Raw genomic sequence first — 18,168 nt, 5'->3', positions numbered from 1 at the left:
TGCGTAGCGCGTAATTGCTTTGCTTATGCCGTTCGCACCATCGGTAACCAGAATTGCGCCGGCCAGAATCTGAATAACCATTCCCCCACTGTTTCTTCGGTGAAGATATTCTAAAGCGAGATTTGCGGCCATTAACTTTCGATTTAAACGGCGAACTAATGTTTTAGCGTGGTGAAAGCGCAGGCGAAGGCAAGGACAGATCCCCGGGATGGCGGGCTGAGGCGAAACGAAACAGGGCGTCGAACCGGCCGCAGGATGGCCGTAAGCAAGCCCCCCGCGAAGCGATGATTGTTTACGGATCCGCGGGCGTTTGCAAAGAGGGCCAGGGCGGCCCTCTTTGTCCGTTCACCGATAACCGGACTTCAGGTGAACGGAACAGCCGCTTTACCTTAATCGCAAGCGGGGGTTAACAGGCGAATAAACGCGCAATTACTCTTTTGGACCACGGTTAGCGCGACGACGGTCGTTTTCCGTCAGATGGCGCTTACGCAGACGAACAGAGTTCGGCGTCACTTCAACCAGTTCATCATCGTCGATGAATTCCAGCGCCTGCTCCAGCGTCATTTTGATCGGCGGAGACAGCGTGGTGGCTTCATCTGTACCGGAAGCACGCATGTTAGTCAGCTTTTTACCGGTCAGGCAGTTAACGGTCAGATCGTTTGAACGGCTGTGAATACCGATAATCTGCCCCTCATACACTTCCGCGCCGTGGCCCAGGAACAGCTTACCGCGATCCTGAAGGCTGTAAAGCGCATAGGCTACCGCTTTGCCCTGGCCGTTAGAGATAAGCACGCCGTTCTGACGCTGGCCGATTTCGCCCGCGCGCACATCGTCGTAATGGCTGAAGGTAGAGTACAGCAGTCCGGTGCCGGAGGTCATGGTCATAAATTCGGTACGAAAGCCAATCAGACCACGGCTTGGGATGATGTAATCAAGACGCACGCGGCCTTTGCCGTCCGGCATCATATCGCGCATATCGCCTTTACGCAGGCCCAACGCTTCCATTACGGAACCCTGATGCTGCTCTTCAATGTCCAGCGTGACCTGCTCAAACGGCTCCTGGCGGCGCCCGTCGATTTCACGGAAGATAACTTTCGGGCGTGAAACAGCCAGTTCGAAACCTTCACGACGCATATTTTCAATCAATACCGACAGATGCAGCTCGCCACGGCCTGAGACGCGGAACGCGTCCGGATCTTCCGTTTCTTCCACACGCAGCGCCACGTTGTGAACCAGCTCTTTGTTCAGGCGCTCCAGAATCTGGCGCGAGGTGACGTACTTACCTTCTTTACCGCAGAACGGCGAAGTGTTAACGCAGAAGTACATAGAAACGGTCGGCTCATCCACCGATAGCGGCGGCAGCGCTTCTACCGTTGCCGGATCGCATAGCGTATCAGAGATATTCAGTTCGCCCAGGCCGGTAATAGCGATGATATCGCCCGCTTCTGCAGAAGCGGTTTCGATACGCTGCAGGCCCATATGGCCCAGCACCTGGCTGACTTTACCGTTACGGCGCTTACCTTCGGCATCAATAATGGTGATTTGCTGGTTCGGTTTCACCACACCGCGCTTGATACGCCCGATTCCGATAACGCCAACGTAGTTGTTGTAGTCCAACTGGGAGATTTGCATCTGGAACGGGCCGTTGAGATCCACATTCGGCGCTTCCACCTGTTTGACGATGGTTTCGAACAGCGGAGTCATATCTTCAGCCATGTCTTCATGATCAAGACCGGCGATACCGTTGAGCGCGGAAGCGTAAACAATCGGGAAGTCCAGTTGTTCATCGGTTGCGCCCAGGTTCACGAACAGATCGAACACTTGATCCACAACCCAGTCCGGGCGCGCGCCAGGACGGTCAACTTTGTTAATGACGACAATGGGTTTCAGCCCGTTAGCAAAGGCCTTCTGCGTAACAAAGCGAGTCTGCGGCATCGGGCCGTCCATTGCATCGACAAGCAGCAAAACGGAGTCAACCATTGACATCACGCGTTCCACTTCGCCACCGAAGTCGGCGTGCCCTGGGGTATCAACGATATTGATGCGATAGTCACGCCAGTTAATGGCCGTATTTTTGGCGAGGATGGTAATCCCACGCTCTTTTTCCAGGTCGTTAGAGTCCATGACGCGTTCGGTCAGCTCATTACGCTCACCGAAGGTGCCAGACTGTTGCAGCAGCTTATCAACCAGGGTCGTTTTACCATGGTCAACGTGCGCAATGATGGCGATGTTACGCAGATTTTCGATCACAACTTTGCCTCAGGCATTAGAAATAGCGCGCTATTGTACACGTATTAATCGAAGGACTGAACAGATCACAAGAAACCTTTACCAACAAGTTGAAGTGGCGGCGTTTGTGATCGGTTTCACGGAGTAGATAAAGGGGGCGCTGACAAAAAATGCACTACCATAGTGCCTTTCGAACGCTTAAATGCACTATAACGGTGCATTTTTGCTATTGTGGTGCAGCCCGCTTGCACTATGGCGCGCATAATAGCGCTTTTTTAGGGCTATTTAAAAGTTGGCATATTTTTCGCTTTTACTCCGTCAGGCAAACAGCCATTAAAAAAGCGTTCCAGCCACCTTTGTACCACGACGATAATGACACATTCGGGAGAGTTACCTATGTCCGCTGAGCATGTACTGACGCTGATAAATGAACATAACGTTAAGTTTATTGACCTGCGCTTTACCGATACCAAAGGTAAAGAGCAGCACGTTACCATTCCGTCTCACCAGGTTGACGCCGACTTCTTTGAGGAAGGCAAAATGTTCGACGGTTCCTCTATCGGCGGCTGGAAGGGCATTAACGAATCCGATATGGTGCTGATGCCAGACGCATCCACCGCAGTCATTGATCCGTTTTATAAAGAACCAACGCTGATTCTCCGCTGCGACATCCTCGAACCGGGCACCATGCAGGGCTACGATCGCGATCCGCGCTCTATCGCCAAGCGTGCTGAAGATTACCTGCGCGCCACCGGCATCGCCGATACGGTGCTGTTCGGGCCGGAGCCTGAATTCTTCCTGTTTGACGACATTCGTTTCGGTTCATCCATCTCCGGCTCCCACGTCGCCATTGACGATATCGAAGGCGCATGGAACACCGCTACCCAATACGAAGGCGGCAACAAAGGCCACCGGCCGGCCGTAAAAGGCGGCTATTTTCCGGTGCCGCCGGTAGACTCCTCACAGGACCTGCGTTCGACCATGTGTCTGGTGATGGAAGAGATGGGCCTGGTGGTTGAAGCGCACCACCACGAAGTCGCTACCGCTGGCCAGAACGAAGTGGCCACCCGCTTTAACACCATGACCAAAAAAGCGGACGAAATTCAGATCTACAAATACGTGGTTCACAACGTAGCGCACCGCTTCGGTAAAACCGCGACCTTTATGCCAAAGCCGATGTTTGGTGATAACGGCTCTGGTATGCATTGCCATATGTCGCTGTCCAAAAACGGCACTAACCTGTTTGCGGGCGACAAATACGCCGGGCTGTCAGAGCAGGCGCTGTTTTATATCGGCGGCGTTATCAAACACGCAAAAGCCATTAATGCCCTGGCGAACCCAACCACCAACTCCTATAAGCGTCTGGTTCCGGGTTATGAAGCGCCGGTTATGCTGGCCTACTCCGCAGCTAACCGCTCCGCCTCTATCCGTATTCCCGTTGTGGCATCACCGAAAGGCCGCCGTATTGAAGTGCGCTTCCCTGACCCGGCGGCAAACCCGTACCTGTGCTTTGCCGCACTGCTGATGGCCGGTCTGGACGGTATTAAAAACCGTATCCACCCAGGCGAAGCTATGGACAAAAATCTCTACGACCTGCCGCCGGAAGAAGCAAAAGAAATTCCACAGGTGGCCGGCTCACTGGAAGAAGCGCTCAACGCGCTGGATCAGGATCGCGAATTCCTGACCGCAGGCGGCGTATTCACTAATGAAGCTATCGACGCTTATATCGCACTACGCCGTGAAGAAGACGACCGCGTGCGTATGACGCCGCATCCGGTAGAGTTTGAGCTGTACTACAGCGTTTAATACCTGCGAAGCGCTATTTTAACCGTTTTGTTGTCGTGGACATATTTAGCCCATCTCAAGGATGGGCTGAGACTGCTAACAAACCCCATCCTGTCGCAGACAGGATGGATAAAACACAATAAAAAATAAGGAAAATCAATCCGTTGATTTTCGCCTGCTTACCACAAAGAAGGAAAAACTTCGTTTTTTCCTTCTTTGTCAACAATTTGAGCCAATCTCAAGGATGGGCTTTTTTCTCCACCGCGCAAACGGCATGCTTCAGGTAAAACATAGCCTTGATCCGTTGAGAACCTATAATGCACTCATTTAGTGCAAATCACGGGAGGCTGCCCATGGCAACCGGCGTGCTGCCCGATACCGGGCAAATTCTGAACTCGCTAATTAGCAGCATTCTGCTGGTGGACGATAATCTGGCGGTGCGCTACGCAAACCCTGCCGCACAGCAATTACTGGCGCAAAGTTCACGCAAACTTTACGGCACGCCGCTGCCGGAACTGCTGAGCTATTTTTCACTGAATGTAACGCTGATGCACGATAGTCTGCGTACAGGCCAGGGTTTCACCGACAATGAAGTCACGCTGGTAATCGATGGCCGTGCGCATATTCTTTCGCTAACCGCACAGCGCATGTCCGATGGCCTTATTTTGTTGGAAATAGCGCCAATGGATAACCAGCGTCGCCTCAGCCAGGAGCAATTACAGCATGCGCAACAGGCGGCCGCGCGCGAACTGGTACGCGGGCTGGCGCATGAAATCAAAAATCCGCTTGGCGGCCTTCGTGGGGCAGCACAGCTACTCAGCCGCGCACTGCCCGATCCGGCGCTGCTGGAATATACTCGCGTCATCATTGAACAGGCGGACAGATTGCGCAATCTGGTCGACAGGCTGCTCGGCCCTCAATTACCCGGTACGCAGGTCACTGACAGTATTCATAAAGTAGCCGAGCGCGTAGTAAGCCTGGTCTCTCTGGAGTTGCCTGATAACGTGACGCTGGTTCGCGATTACGATCCCAGCCTGCCAGACCTGGAACACGACCCCGAGCAGATTGAGCAGGCGCTGCTTAATATTGTGCGTAATGCGCTACAGGCGCTCGGCCACCAGGGCGGTAGGATTACGCTGCGTACCCGTACGGCATTTCAGCTTACTCTGCACGGCGTGCGCCATCGTCTGTGCGCGCGTATTGACGTAGAAGACAACGGGCCAGGCGTACCGGCACATTTGCAGGACACGCTCTTTTATCCAATGGTCAGCGGCCGGGAAGGCGGCAACGGGCTGGGGTTATCCATTGCCCGTAGTCTGATCGATCGCCACGCCGGGAAAATTGAATTCAATAGCTGGCCAGGGCATACCGAATTCTCGGTCTACCTGCCAATTTGCAAGTCGAGGTCTTTATGCAACAAGGGCTAGCCTGGATAGTCGATGACGACAGTTCCATTCGTTGGGTACTGGAGCGCGCGCTGACCGGCGCAGGCCTGGCCTGCGCCACATTTGAGAATGCGAGCGAGGTAATAGATGCCCTCACCGCCCGCACCCCGGACGTGCTGCTTTGCGATATCCGTATGCCTGGCCTGGACGGCCTCAAATTACTGCGCCAGGTTAAGCAACGCTATCCCATGCTACCGGTCATCATAATGACGGCCCATTCAGATCTGGATGCCGCAGTCAGCGCCTATCAGCAAGGCGCGTTTGACTACCTCCCTAAACCGTTTGATATTGATGAAGCCGTGGCGCTGGTGGATCGCGCCATTAGCCATTATCAGGAACAACAACTGCCGCGCAATATCCCGGCGGCCGGCCCAACCGCCGATATTATCGGCGAAGCCCCATCTATGCAGGATGTGTTTCGCATTATTGGCCGCCTGTCGCGTTCATCAATGAGTGTTCTGATCAATGGCGAATCCGGTACCGGTAAAGAGCTTGTCGCCCACGCGCTACACCGCCACAGCCCGCGAGCCAGAGCGCCGTTTATCGCGCTCAATATGGCGGCGATTCCAAAAGAGCTGATCGAATCCGAGCTGTTCGGCCATGAAAAGGGGGCATTTACCGGCGCCAACCAGATTCGCCAGGGGCGCTTTGAACAAGCCGATGGCGGTACGTTATTCCTGGATGAAATCGGTGATATGCCGCTGGACGTTCAGACCCGGCTGTTGCGCGTACTGGCCGACGGGCAGTTTTACCGCGTCGGCGGTTACGCCCCCGTAAAGGTTGATGTGCGAATTATTGCCGCCACACACCAGAACCTGAACAGGCGGGTACAGGAAGGAAAATTCCGCGAGGATCTGTTCCATCGTCTGAATGTCATTCGCATTCATCTGCCGCCGCTGCGTGAGCGCCGGGAAGATATTCCCAAACTGGCGCAACATTTTCTGCAAATCGCCGCGCATGAGCTGGGTGTGGAAACCAAGCAGTTACACCCGGAAACCCAGGCCGCATTAACGCGCCTGGCCTGGCCTGGGAACGTCCGCCAACTGGAAAATACCTGCCGCTGGCTCACAGTCATGGCCGCCGGGCAGGAGGTGCTGATTCAGGATCTGCCCGGCGAATTGTTTGAAGCAACGACGCCGGACGACCCCAGGCAACCGATGCCAACAGACAACTGGGCCACACTACTGGCGCAATGGGCTGACCGCGCGCTGCGCGCCGGTCATCAAAATTTGCTTTCTGAGGCACAACCGGAAATGGAGCGCGCGCTGCTCTGCTCTGCGCTGCGTTATACCCAGGGACACAAACAGGACGCCGCGCGCCTGCTGGGCTGGGGACGTAATACACTGACGCGTAAGTTAAAAGAGTTGGGAATAGAGTAAGGCTCCCGGAATTTTCAACACAAAGCGAAAATTGTTGTATTTATGCGCATTGACTCCGGCCCCTCGCCTGGTATGATCCGACCCGTTATGCAGGAGAAACAGTCATGCTGGAATCATTAATACAACTGGTCACTCACGGCGTGGAGGCTGGCGCCGCTCAGTCACCTCTGACAGCGTTGTCAGTACTGCTGTGCGCAGCGCTGATGAATTTCCTTAGTTAAGAAAAAGCGGGTAAACCCCGCTTTTTCTTACCGTCAGATAACCCGGGAAAATTTCTGTAGCTTCGCTTTTTGTCGCAAATAGCTATCAAAACACATACAAATATTACGAATAAGCAGCCTGCCTCTGGCCGTTACCTGAATTCCCTTATCGCTTAACTCCACCAGCCCATCCTGCGCCAGCGGCGACAGCAACGCCAAATCGTCGGCAAAATAATCCCCGAAGCTAAGCTGCCATTCCCGTTCGATATCGGCAAAATTAAGGCGGAAATTACAAATAAGCGCTTTGATAACATCGCGGCGGATACAATCGTCACGCGTTAGCGCCAGGCCTCGCCATAGCGCATCGCCTTTTGCATTCACCTGCTGATAGTAAGCCTTCAGATCCTTCTGGTTTTGAGCATAACAGTCACCAAGCATACTAATAGCCGATACGCCCATACCCAGCAAATCGGTATCGCCCTGTGTGGTATAGCCCTGGAAATTACGGTGCAACACACCGTTACGCTGCGCCACCGCCAGTTCGTCATCCGGGCGAGCAAAGTGATCCATACCGATAAACTGATAACCGGCGCCGGTCAACGAAGCGATAGTTTGCTGCAAAATATCAAGCTTTTGCTGCGGCGTCGGCAAATCGGCGTCTTTGATTTTACGCTGTGCGGCAAAAAGCGTCGGCAGATGCGCATAGTTAAACACGCTCAGGCGATCCGGGCTTAACGCAGCAACCTTACCCAGCGTAAAAGCAAAACTTTCAGGCGTCTGCTTCGGCAAGCCGTAAATAAGGTCGATATTGGTTGAGGTAAAGCCCAGTTCGCGGGCGCGGCGTATCAAAGCGAAGATGAACTCTTCGTCCTGTTCGCGGTTCACCAACCGCTGCACTTCCTTATTGAAATCCTGTACGCCCATGCTCAGGCGTGTAAAACCCTCATGGCGCAGATGATCCAACACATCCAGCTCAATTTCACGCGGATCGACTTCAATAGATAGCTCAGCATCGCCGTCAAAGTGGAAATGCGTACGCAGTAGCGTCATCAGACGGCTGATTTGCGCCTGACTCAGGTAGGTCGGCGTACCGCCGCCCCAGTGCATCTGGCTAACGTGGCGTCCCGTGAACAGCGGCGCACGGTGGATAATTTCCTGTTCCAGCACATCAAGGTATTGATCGGCCTTGTGCTGCTGGCGGGTCACAATTTTGTTGCAACCGCAAAAATAGCACAGCTTATGGCAAAACGGGATGTGGATATACAGCGACAGCGGGCGCGACGGGTAGCGCGCAGCCGCCTGTGCAAATTGCGCATCGCCGAAAGTTTCTGAAAATTCGAGCGCAGTGGGGTAAGAGGTGTAACGCGGCCCCGAATAGTTATATTTCTGGATCAGGGCCAGATCCCAGTCGATTGTTTGCTCAGACATACTCACTCCTTCCGACGTTGCCGCAAACGCCCGCGCCCAGTCTGCACCGTATTCCCGCAGTAACGGGAAGAAAGGCGGCTGCGAAGCCAGCGCTGGCGATGCGATAACCGGTGTAGTTTAGCGAATAACCACCCCAGATAACACACTGCTGGCAGAATGAGGAGCAGAACTGGCAGGCCCATAGTGTAAAAACGTTACTTATCACCACGTAGCAGACGCATCATATCATCCTGCACGTCTTCAGCTTCTTCTTCGTCATCATAAGAAAGGCCGAGTTGCTGCATAAGTTCGTCAATACGATCGAGCTGGGCATCCACCCAGTTTTGCTCAGCAACAGTGAGCGTTTCGCCGTTTTCCACGCGTTCAAGCAGCCCGTCCAGGCGTTCGTCGCTCTCCAGTTTTTCCAGTTCTTCACGCGGCGACAGCGCCGCTTTTTTCACCGATGCAGCCTGCGCAGCAACCGGTACGCTTTTACTGCCCAGTGCCACGGGTTTTTTACTGCCTGTGCGTGGATCTCTTACGCCAGCGCTTTTATCCCCCGCAGTATTCTGCTGCGTTGCGCCAAAACGACTGCCTGGCGCTTTGCCACGGCGTTTTTTCTGGCGTTTGCGCGCGCGCGCGTTTTGATCAAGCTCTTCGCGGTTTACGCGACGGGATTTTGCGGGCTTTTTGCCGTGTGAAGTGGTGGGTTGCTTCATGATTTAACGCCCTGAGCGGATATTATGAGTATAGAATTGCCGTGGATTCTGGCAGAAAGTTAGCAAAGAAAAAAGGCGGCAGATTGCTCTGCCGCCCATTCGACTCTAAATAACGGAGTCATACATTCCTTGTCTGCTAACAACAACCCTGTTTTTCCTTTAGCAGCTAACGTCCACTGTCTGTGTCCATTTCCTTTTTATACGTCTCCAGACGTTCGCCATCCTGGCTTTACTCCCTGCTCTTATGACATCCTGTCATCCCTGAGCTTACTACCAGAAGCGCCCTTGCTTCTGGAATATACTTTATCTTAATCCCTTTCCTTCACAAGGCATTGTCAGTAAGCGAAGCGGCAATGAAACAGACCCGTAACAAATAACAATATGTTTCATAATGATTTATTTTTTTATGTTACTACACAAAGCTACAATTTCCTCACAATGTTATAGCCAATGTCTCACAAACTATCGGGGCAGACTTCCTACATAAGCAGACTTCACTAAACGCCGTCTTTTAGCGCCATTCAGGTATAATCCTCGTCAACGCCTCATCCCTGTGGAGACAACCATTTTGACTAACTGGAACTATCAGCTTACGCACTTTGTCACCAGTGCGCCGGACATCCGCCATTTGCCTGCCGACACTGGAATTGAAATTGCGTTTGCCGGGCGCTCAAATGCGGGAAAATCCAGCGCGCTAAATACGCTGACTAATCAAAAAAATCTGGCGCGCACCAGTAAAACCCCAGGCCGAACGCAGCTTATCAATCTGTTTCAGGTCGCCGATGGAAAACGTCTGGTGGATTTACCCGGTTACGGTTACGCCGAAGTACCGGAAGAAATGAAGCGCAAATGGCAGCGGGCGCTGGGTGAATACCTACAGATGCGCCATTGTCTACAGGGCCTGGTAGTATTAATGGATATACGTCATCCTCTGAAAGATCTGGATCAACAGATGATAGAATGGGCGGTAGACTGCAATATCCCGGTACTGGTACTACTGACAAAAGCCGACAAGCTTGCTTCAGGCGCGCGCAAAGCGCAGCTTAATATGGTGCGTGAAGCCGTAATGGCATTTAACGGAGATGTGCAGGTAGACGCGTTTTCATCACTGAAAAAATTAGGCGTGGATAAACTTCGCCAGAAGCTGGATAGCTGGTTTAATGACCTGCCCGCCATTGAGGATGAGCAGGCATCTTCACAGCCTTAAGGGATGAACACGTACAAATTGTACGTGCCACTGCGGTAAAAGCCACACAAAAAAACGCCCCGACCAGCGATGGCCGGGGCGGCTAAATATTCAGCCAAATCCGATTACGTGAAGTAAAAGGTCTGAAAGATAGAACATCTTACCTCTGTACCCTACACCGCTAACTCTACCTTTTTTTTTGCTACAGAAAAAGTCCCTTTCGTAGTTTTTTTTCACTTTTTGACGAATGAAATTGGACGAACATCACAAATTAACGGCTTTTATGTTGCTTAATTACGAAAAAAAGCTTTCACAACAGAGGGCTGCATTAATGCGCTTCCCCCCAGTTTTTACCGCTGCCCACTTCCACCAGCAGCGGTACGTCAAGCTTCATACTGCCTTCCATCAGTTCATGAATTTTCTCTGAGGCAGCTTCCACGTCATCTTTATGCACTTCAAACACCAGTTCATCGTGTACTTGCATTATCATTTTCACTCTGGGTTTTTCCTGCTCAAGCCAGTCATCCACGGCAATCATTGCCCGCTTAATGATATCTGCCGCAGTCCCCTGCATCGGGGCGTTGATCGCTGCACGCTCTGCCGCCGCGCGCCGCGCGCCGTTGCTGGCATTGATATCCGCAAGCCACAGGCGGCGGCCATCCAGCGTTTCAACATATCCCTGTTCTTTAGCCTGCAGGCGGGTGCGCTCCATATATTCCAGCACGCCCGGATAGCGTTCGAAATAGAGATCCATATAACGCTGCGATTCTTTACGCGAAATATTAAGCTGGCGCGACAATCCGAATGCGCTCATGCCATAAATAAGACCGAAGTTAATAGCCTTAGCGCTACGGCGTTGCTCATTACTGACGCTCTCCAGAGGTAAACCGAACACTTCAGCAGCCGTTGCGCGGTGAATATCTTTCCCCTGCGCAAACGCCTGCAACAACCCTTTATCCCGCGACAGATGCGCCATAATACGCAATTCAATTTGAGAGTAATCCGCAGCGACAATAGTATACCCCTCCGGGGCGATGAACGCCTGGCGAATACGACGCCCCTCTTCATTACGCACCGGGATATTTTGTAGATTAGGATCGGTTGATGACAGACGCCCGGTTGCCGTAATCGCCTGATGATAAGAAGTGTGCACACGACCAGTTTTTGGGTTGATCATCAACGGCAGCTTATCGGTATAGGTCGTTTTTAGCTTTGCCAGCCCGCGATACTCCAGGATGACCTTCGCCAGCGGATAATCCAGCGCCAGTTCTTCAAGCACCTCTTCAGAAGTGGATGGCGCGCCGCCCGGCGTTTTCTTTAACGGCTTAATGCCCTGTTTTTCAAACAAGATAGTTTGCAACTGCTTCGGTGATGAAAGGTTAAACGGCTCGTCTGCCAGCATATGCGCCTGTTGTTCCAGTTCCATCAACCGCTTCGCCAGTTCATCAGAATGAGCATGAAGCACCGCCGGATCGATTTTTACGCCATTGCGCTCAATGCGTGACAGCACCGGCACCAGCGGCATTTCAATGTGCTCAAACACTTGCCGCGGCCCTTTTTCTTTCTCCAGCAACGGCCACATTTTCAGGTGTAACTGTAACGTAACGTCCGCATCTTCAGCCGCATAGCAGCCAGCCGTTTCCAGATCGATTTGATTAAAGGTAAGCTGTTTTTTGCCTTTCCCGGCAATCTCTTCAAAAGAAATGGTTTTATGTTTTAGCCAGCGGTTCGCCAGGCTGTCCATATCGTGACGGCCAGCCACGCTATCCAGAATGTAAGACTCCAGCATGGTATCAAAAGCAATACCACGCAATTCAATACCATAATTATCAAGTATACCGCGATCAAATTTCAGGTTTTGACCAACCTTACGTATTTTTTCGTCTTCTAACAGCGGCTTAAGCAATGCAAGAACCGTATTCAGATCAAGTTGTTCCGGCGCATCAAGGTAATCATGCGCCACCGGCACATATGCCGCCTGACCTGGCTCAATGGCAAAAGAAAGGCCAACCAGATTCGCCGTATGGTTATCCAGGCTATCGGTTTCTGTATCAAACGCAATAACCGGCGCTTTTTTAAGGCGCTCAATCCATGATTTCAGCGTAGCTTCGTCAAGGATAGTCACGTAATGCTCCCGGGACAGCGCGCAGCCCGACGTTTGTGCATCCTCCACCACCTGAATTGTGGCTTTAGACGCGCTAACCGATTTTGCGCCCTTCGGCTTTAGCCAGGTTCCGGTTTCCACATCGGCAGTCCAGCGTTTGAAATCATAATGGCGGAACATATCCACAAGCGCCTCAGTATGAGGCGGCTGAATTTCCAACTGCTCGCAGGTCAACGCCAGCTCAACATCGGTTTTGATGGTTGCCAGTTGGAAAGAAAGCCGTGCCATCTCTTGATGCTGCTGTAACTTCGCCGCCATAGTTTTAGCGCCACGAAAGTTGAGATCGGCAATTTTTTCAGGATGCGCATACAGCGCATCCAGGCCGCCCAGCCCCTGAAGCAGCGCCAGCGCCGTCTTTTCCCCCACCCCCGGCACGCCGGGTATGTTGTCAGAGGAATCCCCCATCAGCGCCAGAAAATCAATAATCAACTCAGGCGGTACGCCATATTTCGTTTTCACCTCCTCCGGGCCGAGAATGGTGTTATTCATCGTATTGATGAGCGTAATAGACGGCGTGACAAGTTGCGCCATATCTTTATCGCCAGTACTGATAAGCACATGGCGCCCGGCGCGTTCGGCTTCCTGCGCAAGCGTACCAATAACATCATCGGCTTCCACACCGGAAATCGCCAGCAGCGAAAGCCCCATTGCTTTAACCATTTTATGCAATGGATCAATCTGAGCGCGCAGATCGTCCGGCATTGGCGGACGATGCGATTTATAGCTTTCAAACAATTCGTCACGGAATGTTTTGCCCTTCGCATCAAACACCACAGCGGCGTGAGTAGGCTGGTACTGCATCAGCAGGCTGCGAAGCATATTAAGCACGCCATACATCGCCCCTGTCGGCTCACCAGCTTTATTAGTCAGTGGCGGAAAGGCATGATATGCCCGATAAAGATAGGAGGAGCCATCAACAAGGATAAGAGGGTTTTGTGCGATCTGGGCCATAGTATTCCGCGCCTGGTTTATCAGTCTGTCCCTAAAGAATGCCACAGACAGGCTAAAAACATGAAATACTCCACCCGCAAACGGCAAAAGTTATACCATTTCTGGCGGATCCGGAATCCCTTATGCTGTGGATAACTTTGTGCACAAAATATTCTCAGTTGTCCATCTCTATTGAAAAAAACAACCCGTTCACATATTTAATTCATGTTTTTCAGGAAATTAAATAAATCATAGATAAAAAAATATTACCTAAACAAGTAGAGGTTCATGTGGATATTAAAAGACGTTATGATACGTCGGCAAAAACATCACGTTGTCATGATGGCGTCAGCGACGCTAAGTATCATCATCCACTTACGTTTTCTGCTAAGATTTGCGCCCTGATAAGGGATTTCCAGCACACATTATTTGTTAAAAAACTGAAAAAATATTATGACGAGATTGCTCGCCACACTCACATTATTTTTGAGCATTCCGCTCACCATTCTGGTGACGGTTGCTTGTTCAGTGCCAATTATACTGGCCGGTTTACTTAAGCTTTTGCTGCCAGTACCTGTTATCTGGCGTTCAATCTCCCGCTTCTGCAATTTTATGATGTACTGCTGGTGTGAAGGGCTGGCGCTGCTGCTATATCTGAACCCCCGTCTGAAGTGGAACACAGAAGGCCTGGAGGGATTGAGCAAAAAGAATTGGTATTTACTTATCTGCAATCATCAAAGCTGGGCGGATATTGTTATTCTCTGCGTACTGTTTCGCAAACATATCCCGGTTAACAAATATTTTCTCAAGCAGCAACTGGCTTGGGTACCGTTTATTGGCCTGGCATGCTGGGCGCTTGATATGCCGTTCATGAAACGCTATTCCCGCAGTTATCTGATTCGCCATCCGGAAAAACGCGGTAAAGATGTGGAAACCACGCGGCGTTCCTGCGAAAAATTTCGCGCCTGGCCAACCACTATCGTAAATTTTGTTGAAGGTTCAAGGCTTACGGAGGAAAAACGCCTGCAAACCCGCTCGCCGTTTCGCAACCTGCTCGCGCCAAAGGCTGCGGGCATCGCTATGGCGCTCAACGTGCTGGGCAGTCAGTTTGATAAGTTACTCGATGTAACGCTCTGCTATCCGCAAAATACGCATAGCCCCTTTTACGACATGCTGTGCGGCCGGCTAACGCATGTCGTCGTGCAAGTAAACCTGATACCGATTGCAGAAGATCTGCATGGTGATTATACCAACGACAAAAACTTTAAGCGTCGCTTCCAGCTATGGCTGAATACGCTATGGTCGCAGAAAGATGACAGGCTTGAAGCAATAAAAAAACGCTATAAAAAAGCCGGTTACTGACCGGCTTTTTGCATGCTTTTCTGGCGGTATTATTTTTTCTCAACCAGGAAATTTACCGTATTGGCATACTCCTGGATAAAGGTATCCATATTACTGGTGTCCATTCCCTGCGGATTCAGTTGGTATTTGCCATTAACAAACATTGCCGGCACACCCTGTAGCTGTAAATCGGCTGCGGCTTTTTCCTGCTGAGCAACCAGTGATTTTACGACAAAGCTATTCCAGGCCGCATCGTACTCTTCCGGCTTCACGCCTGCATCAATAAAGACTTTGCGAATATCGTCAACATTATTGATTGTCTGAGTTTTCTGAACGGCATCAAACATTGGCGAAGAAATTTTCTCTTCCACGCCCAGCGCTATCGCCACCGCCCACGCCTGAGATAACTGCTTGCCCAGCGGCCCCAGAAATTCAACGTGATATTTGGTCATTTTGACGCCTTCCGGCAGCTTTTTCTTCACATTGTCGGAAACATGCAGCACATGCTCAAACTGGTAGCAGTGCGGGCAGTAAAAGGAAAAGAACTCCAGCACCTGCGGCTCGCCCTGAACAGGATTTGCCAGCGTTGTATATTGCTTACCATCTGTTATCTGGGCCGCGCAGGCGCTGAACGCCAGTACCATGCCTGCCAGTGCCAACCAAAACTTTTTCATCTTACTTTTTCTCCTGAACGTCTTTTTAATACATCGGCGTGAGTTGTAACGGGGGTTCATTCAGAACCCTGACCTGCTCATTAAAAGTGGCAGTCTGTCCTCGCCAGAAATCCTCATCCTGTAGCCAGGGGAAGCTTCCTGGAAAAGCGGGATCATCCCAACGTCGCACGATCCAGGCAAGATACCAGACCATTCGCATCGCACGCAGGGGTTCAATAAGGGTAAGTTCTTTAACCTCAAACGAGGAGAACTCTTCATAGGCTTCAACGATCGTTTCAAGCTGGATACGTTGCTCCTTTCTGTCACCATTGAGCAACATCCACACATCCTGAACCGCCGGACCATTTCGTGCATCGTCCAGATCGACAAAGAGTGGTCCATCTCGCCACAGAATGTTGCCCGGATGGCAGTCGCCGTGCAGACGAAGCATTGTAACGTTTTCATCCCAGCGCGGCGTCACGGCGGCAATAAGCGCATCAACGCTGTGCAAAAATGCGGGCTTAAGCGCAGCCGGAATTAGTAAGGAGGATTCAAACAACGCTCGGGGATCCAGCAGATATTCCTGCAATCCGAAGCAGGGACGATGCATAAAGTGTCGCCGACGACCTGTCTGATGAATACGCCCAAGGTAGCGCCCCACCCACTCCATTTGCTGGAGATTATCAGTTTCATACTGTCGGCCGCCAAGGCTTGGAAATAACGCAAACAGAAAGCCCTGATGCTCAAATAACGTTTTACCGCCGATCGTAACAGGGACTGCAAGCGGAACGTCATCAGCAGCAAGCTCCTGAGCAAACTGATGCTCTTCTTCAATTTGTGCCGCGTTCCAGCGTCCGGGGCGATAAAATTTTACAACGTAGCGCCGGCGTTCTTCATCTGTAAACTGATAAACGCGGTTCTCATAGCTGTTAAGCGCCGTTAAACCTGAATCAATACGAATACCCTGTTCAAACAGGGCATCAAGGATAGTATCCGGGTTTAGAGTTTGAAAATGAAAAGCGCTGGCCGTCATTCCAGTGTCCGAAAGTTTTTCCAGCGGGCAGAATAACATTTCATACGCTTTTCGGTTGATTCGCTTACAAGCTTTTACTCTTTAATGACACCACGCGCCTTAAGCAATGCCGTTTTGAAATCCTCTTCATAGTCCTTTTTCAGGCCGGGAATCGCTTCATCTTTGGCGGCATCGCGCATTTTAAGGTGATAGATCAGTATATCGTCGGTGAGATCCGTCAATTCACCGGTAAAACCTGACTCTTTTGCCAGTTTCTGCAAAAATTGCATCAAATTAAGTTCCGGCTCCTTCTGCCAGGCAGGTTGAAGCAGTTCGATCACTTCATTAAGACGTTTGCATTTCATGATTGTGCTCCTTAAATCCTGAAAGCGACACGTTAGCAGGCTCAAACCCACATGAAAAGAGGCGATACTCATGACAAAGCTAATGCCGGTTTGCGGTGTAATTCTGGCAGGTGGGCGGGCTACGCGTATGGGTGGCCGGGATAAAGGCCTGCTGATGCTTAACGGTCAGCCGCTCTGGAAACATATATATCACTTACTTGCGCCACAGGTTGGGCAAATGGCGATCAGCGCTAACCGTAATCTGGATGCCTATAAGTACAACGATATACCTGTTATTCCTGACAATCTGGCGGATTTTCCCGGCCCGCTGGCAGGTATGCTCAGCATTATGCAGGCAATAAACAGCGAATGGTTTCTGTTCTGTCCCTGCGATACGCCCAAAATCCCTGAAAACATTGCTGAGCTCCTCTGGCAAGCGCGCGGCAATTCGCCTGCCGTATGGGTTAATGACGGTGAGCGCGACCATCCCACAATTGCGCTCGTGCATCGCCAGCTAATTCCGGCGCTGGAAAAGTATCTGGCAAAGGGAGAACGCCGGGTAATGGTTTTTTTACGCCAACATGGCGGTAAACCCTGGACAGTTAACGATCCCAACAGTTTCGTAAACGTAAATACACCAGACGATTTACAACGCTGGCAAAAATATCCGGCGGTGCCATTACTCGCATTTGCCGCATGGAGCGGCACAGGTAAAACCACGCTTTTAAAGCGGCTTATCCCGCTATTGCACACGAAAGGCATTCGTACAGGGCTTATCAAACATACCCACCATGATATGGAAGTTGATAAACCAGGCAAGGATAGTTATGAATTACGCAAAGCAGGCGCGAGACAAACGCTGGTTGCCAGCAATAAGCGCTGGGCGCTCATGACAGAAACGCCGGATACATCTGAGCCAGACTTGTTCTGGCTGGCAAGCCGTATGAATGCAGCTACGTTAGATCTGATTCTGGTGGAAGGCTTTAAGCATGAAACTGTACCCAAAATATTACTCTTTCGGGATCGCTGCGGGCGTAATATTAGCGAGCTAACAATAGATAAGTATGTTATCGCGCTTGCCAGCGATGTTGCCATCGCAGCCACCGTACCGGTACTGGACCTTAATCAGCCAGAGCAGATTATGCTCTTTATTTCTGAGTGGTTGCAGCAGCAACAGAAACAATAATGATTTGCTGTCGTCTGCTGCAACAATGAACAGGCAGGAAGCAGGGGAGCGATAAGATTAATACTCTGGAAGGCACATATCATGTGCAGTTAACGGTTAGTAGCCCATTTAGCCGGTAAAAAGCTAAGCGAGCGCCCATCCCTGCCGTTCGACGCCGGACAGCAAAAAGCCCTGCAATTTCGTGCAGG

Annotated in this window: 15 protein-coding genes and 1 pseudogene; 8 read left to right on the top strand and 8 right to left on the bottom strand. The window is 51.4% G+C overall.

Going from position 1 to position 18,168, the window contains the following annotated elements:
• Nucleotides 1-429: 429 nt before the first annotated feature.
• On the bottom strand, nucleotides 430-2,250 hold the full coding sequence (gene typA / locus JJB97_RS08750; RefSeq protein WP_238713646.1) for a ribosome-dependent GTPase TypA: 1,821 nt from the start codon (nucleotides 2,248-2,250) through the stop codon (nucleotides 430-432).
• A 375-nt stretch (nucleotides 2,251-2,625) separates the two neighbouring features.
• Here typA and glnA point away from each other — a divergent pair, with 375 nt between their 5' ends.
• The 4 genes from glnA (at nucleotide 2,626) to JJB97_RS08730 (ending at nucleotide 7,059) form a co-directional block, all read left to right on the top strand.
• Nucleotides 2,626-4,035 carry a glutamate--ammonia ligase gene (glnA, locus tag JJB97_RS08745; RefSeq protein WP_238713645.1) on the top strand — a complete coding sequence of 470 codons (1,410 nt, stop codon included), beginning with the start codon at nucleotides 2,626-2,628 and terminating at the stop codon, nucleotides 4,033-4,035.
• Nucleotides 4,036-4,367: 332 nt separating this feature from the next.
• On the top strand, nucleotides 4,368-5,441 hold the full coding sequence (gene glnL / locus JJB97_RS08740; protein WP_238713644.1) for a nitrogen regulation protein NR(II): 1,074 nt from the start codon (nucleotides 4,368-4,370) through the stop codon (nucleotides 5,439-5,441).
• Complete coding sequence (glnG, locus tag JJB97_RS08735; protein WP_238713643.1) at nucleotides 5,426-6,838, top strand: nitrogen regulation protein NR(I); 1,413 nt, start codon at nucleotides 5,426-5,428, stop codon at nucleotides 6,836-6,838. The genes glnL and glnG overlap by 16 nt, the downstream gene beginning before the upstream one ends.
• A gap of 104 nt (nucleotides 6,839-6,942) precedes the next feature.
• The gene (locus tag JJB97_RS08730) at nucleotides 6,943-7,059 is read left to right on the top strand and encodes a YshB family small membrane protein (protein ID WP_238713642.1); all 117 of its coding nucleotides are present in this window, start codon (nucleotides 6,943-6,945) and stop codon (nucleotides 7,057-7,059) included.
• Nucleotides 7,060-7,092: 33 nt separating this feature from the next.
• Here JJB97_RS08730 and hemN read toward each other — a convergent pair whose 3' ends face one another.
• A complete protein-coding gene (gene hemN / locus JJB97_RS08725) occupies nucleotides 7,093-8,466 on the bottom strand; it encodes an oxygen-independent coproporphyrinogen III oxidase (protein ID WP_238713641.1) in 1,374 nt (457 codons plus the stop codon).
• A 194-nt stretch (nucleotides 8,467-8,660) separates the two neighbouring features.
• Nucleotides 8,661-9,164 carry a Der GTPase-activating protein YihI gene (gene yihI, locus JJB97_RS08720; protein ID WP_238713640.1) on the bottom strand — a complete coding sequence of 168 codons (504 nt, stop codon included), beginning with the start codon at nucleotides 9,162-9,164 and terminating at the stop codon, nucleotides 8,661-8,663.
• A gap of 568 nt (nucleotides 9,165-9,732) precedes the next feature.
• Between yihI and yihA the strand changes: the two genes are divergently transcribed.
• A complete protein-coding gene (gene yihA, locus JJB97_RS08715) occupies nucleotides 9,733-10,371 on the top strand; it encodes a ribosome biogenesis GTP-binding protein YihA/YsxC (RefSeq protein ID WP_238713639.1) in 639 nt (212 codons plus the stop codon).
• Between the two features lie 90 nt (nucleotides 10,372-10,461).
• On the opposite strand, the gene JJB97_RS18845 is transcribed toward yihA, so the two are convergent.
• Both JJB97_RS18845 and polA read right to left on the bottom strand, forming a co-directional pair.
• Nucleotides 10,462-10,509, bottom strand: a complete 48-nt coding sequence (locus JJB97_RS18845) for a spot 42 RNA, inhibition of DNA synthesis (protein ID WP_071892919.1) — start codon at nucleotides 10,507-10,509, stop codon at nucleotides 10,462-10,464.
• Between the two features lie 169 nt (nucleotides 10,510-10,678).
• On the bottom strand, nucleotides 10,679-13,465 hold the full coding sequence (polA, locus tag JJB97_RS08710) for a DNA polymerase I (RefSeq protein WP_238713638.1): 2,787 nt from the start codon (nucleotides 13,463-13,465) through the stop codon (nucleotides 10,679-10,681).
• Nucleotides 13,466-13,897: 432 nt separating this feature from the next.
• On the opposite strand from polA, the gene JJB97_RS08705 reads away from it, so the two are divergent.
• Nucleotides 13,898-14,806 carry an acyltransferase gene (locus tag JJB97_RS08705; RefSeq protein WP_238713637.1) on the top strand — a complete coding sequence of 303 codons (909 nt, stop codon included), beginning with the start codon at nucleotides 13,898-13,900 and terminating at the stop codon, nucleotides 14,804-14,806.
• A gap of 29 nt (nucleotides 14,807-14,835) precedes the next feature.
• Here JJB97_RS08705 and dsbA read toward each other — a convergent pair whose 3' ends face one another.
• The 3 genes from dsbA to JJB97_RS08690 form a co-directional block, all read right to left on the bottom strand.
• Nucleotides 14,836-15,459, bottom strand: a complete 624-nt coding sequence (gene dsbA / locus JJB97_RS08700) for a thiol:disulfide interchange protein DsbA (RefSeq protein ID WP_238713636.1) — start codon at nucleotides 15,457-15,459, stop codon at nucleotides 14,836-14,838.
• 25 nt (nucleotides 15,460-15,484) lie between these two features.
• Complete coding sequence (locus JJB97_RS08695) at nucleotides 15,485-16,471, bottom strand: serine/threonine protein kinase (RefSeq protein WP_238713635.1); 987 nt, start codon at nucleotides 16,469-16,471, stop codon at nucleotides 15,485-15,487.
• Between the two features lie 74 nt (nucleotides 16,472-16,545).
• On the bottom strand, nucleotides 16,546-16,815 hold the full coding sequence (locus JJB97_RS08690) for a YihD family protein (protein WP_238713634.1): 270 nt from the start codon (nucleotides 16,813-16,815) through the stop codon (nucleotides 16,546-16,548).
• 70 nt (nucleotides 16,816-16,885) lie between these two features.
• On the opposite strand from JJB97_RS08690, the pseudogene mobA reads away from it, so the two are divergent.
• Nucleotides 16,886-17,458: pseudogene (gene mobA, locus JJB97_RS08685) on the top strand (molybdenum cofactor guanylyltransferase MobA); the annotation flags it as partial.
• Nucleotides 17,459-17,467: 9 nt separating this feature from the next.
• Nucleotides 17,468-17,980 (top strand): molybdopterin-guanine dinucleotide biosynthesis protein MobB, encoded by a 513-nt coding sequence (gene mobB, locus JJB97_RS08680; protein ID WP_238713694.1) that lies wholly within the window; start codon nucleotides 17,468-17,470, stop codon nucleotides 17,978-17,980.
• The last annotated feature ends 188 nt before the right edge of the window (nucleotides 17,981-18,168 follow it).

Origin of the sequence: Tenebrionibacter intestinalis (assembly GCF_016632365.1) — a bacterium.
Lineage (GTDB): Bacteria > Pseudomonadota > Gammaproteobacteria > Enterobacterales > Enterobacteriaceae > Tenebrionibacter > Tenebrionibacter intestinalis.
The sequence above is the reverse complement of the archived record's forward strand: the minus strand, read 5'-3'. Positions and strand labels throughout refer to the sequence as shown.

Coding starts and splice junctions, on each gene's coding strand:
- glnA (WP_238713645.1), top strand. CDS start 2,626: ATGTCCGCTGAGCATGTACTGACGCTGATAAATGAACATAACGTTAAG.
- glnL (WP_238713644.1), top strand. CDS start 4,368: ATGGCAACCGGCGTGCTGCCCGATACCGGGCAAATTCTGAACTCGCTA.
- glnG (WP_238713643.1), top strand. CDS start 5,426: ATGCAACAAGGGCTAGCCTGGATAGTCGATGACGACAGTTCCATTCGT.
- JJB97_RS08730 (WP_238713642.1), top strand. CDS start 6,943: ATGCTGGAATCATTAATACAACTGGTCACTCACGGCGTGGAGGCTGGC.
- hemN (WP_238713641.1), bottom strand. CDS start 8,466: ATGTCTGAGCAAACAATCGACTGGGATCTGGCCCTGATCCAGAAATAT.
- yihI (WP_238713640.1), bottom strand. CDS start 9,164: ATGAAGCAACCCACCACTTCACACGGCAAAAAGCCCGCAAAATCCCGT.
- polA (WP_238713638.1), bottom strand. CDS start 13,465: ATGGCCCAGATCGCACAAAACCCTCTTATCCTTGTTGATGGCTCCTCC.
- JJB97_RS08705 (WP_238713637.1), top strand. CDS start 13,898: ATGACGAGATTGCTCGCCACACTCACATTATTTTTGAGCATTCCGCTC.
- dsbA (WP_238713636.1), bottom strand. CDS start 15,459: ATGAAAAAGTTTTGGTTGGCACTGGCAGGCATGGTACTGGCGTTCAGC.
- JJB97_RS08695 (WP_238713635.1), bottom strand. CDS start 16,471: ATGACGGCCAGCGCTTTTCATTTTCAAACTCTAAACCCGGATACTATC.
- JJB97_RS08690 (WP_238713634.1), bottom strand. CDS start 16,815: ATGAAATGCAAACGTCTTAATGAAGTGATCGAACTGCTTCAACCTGCC.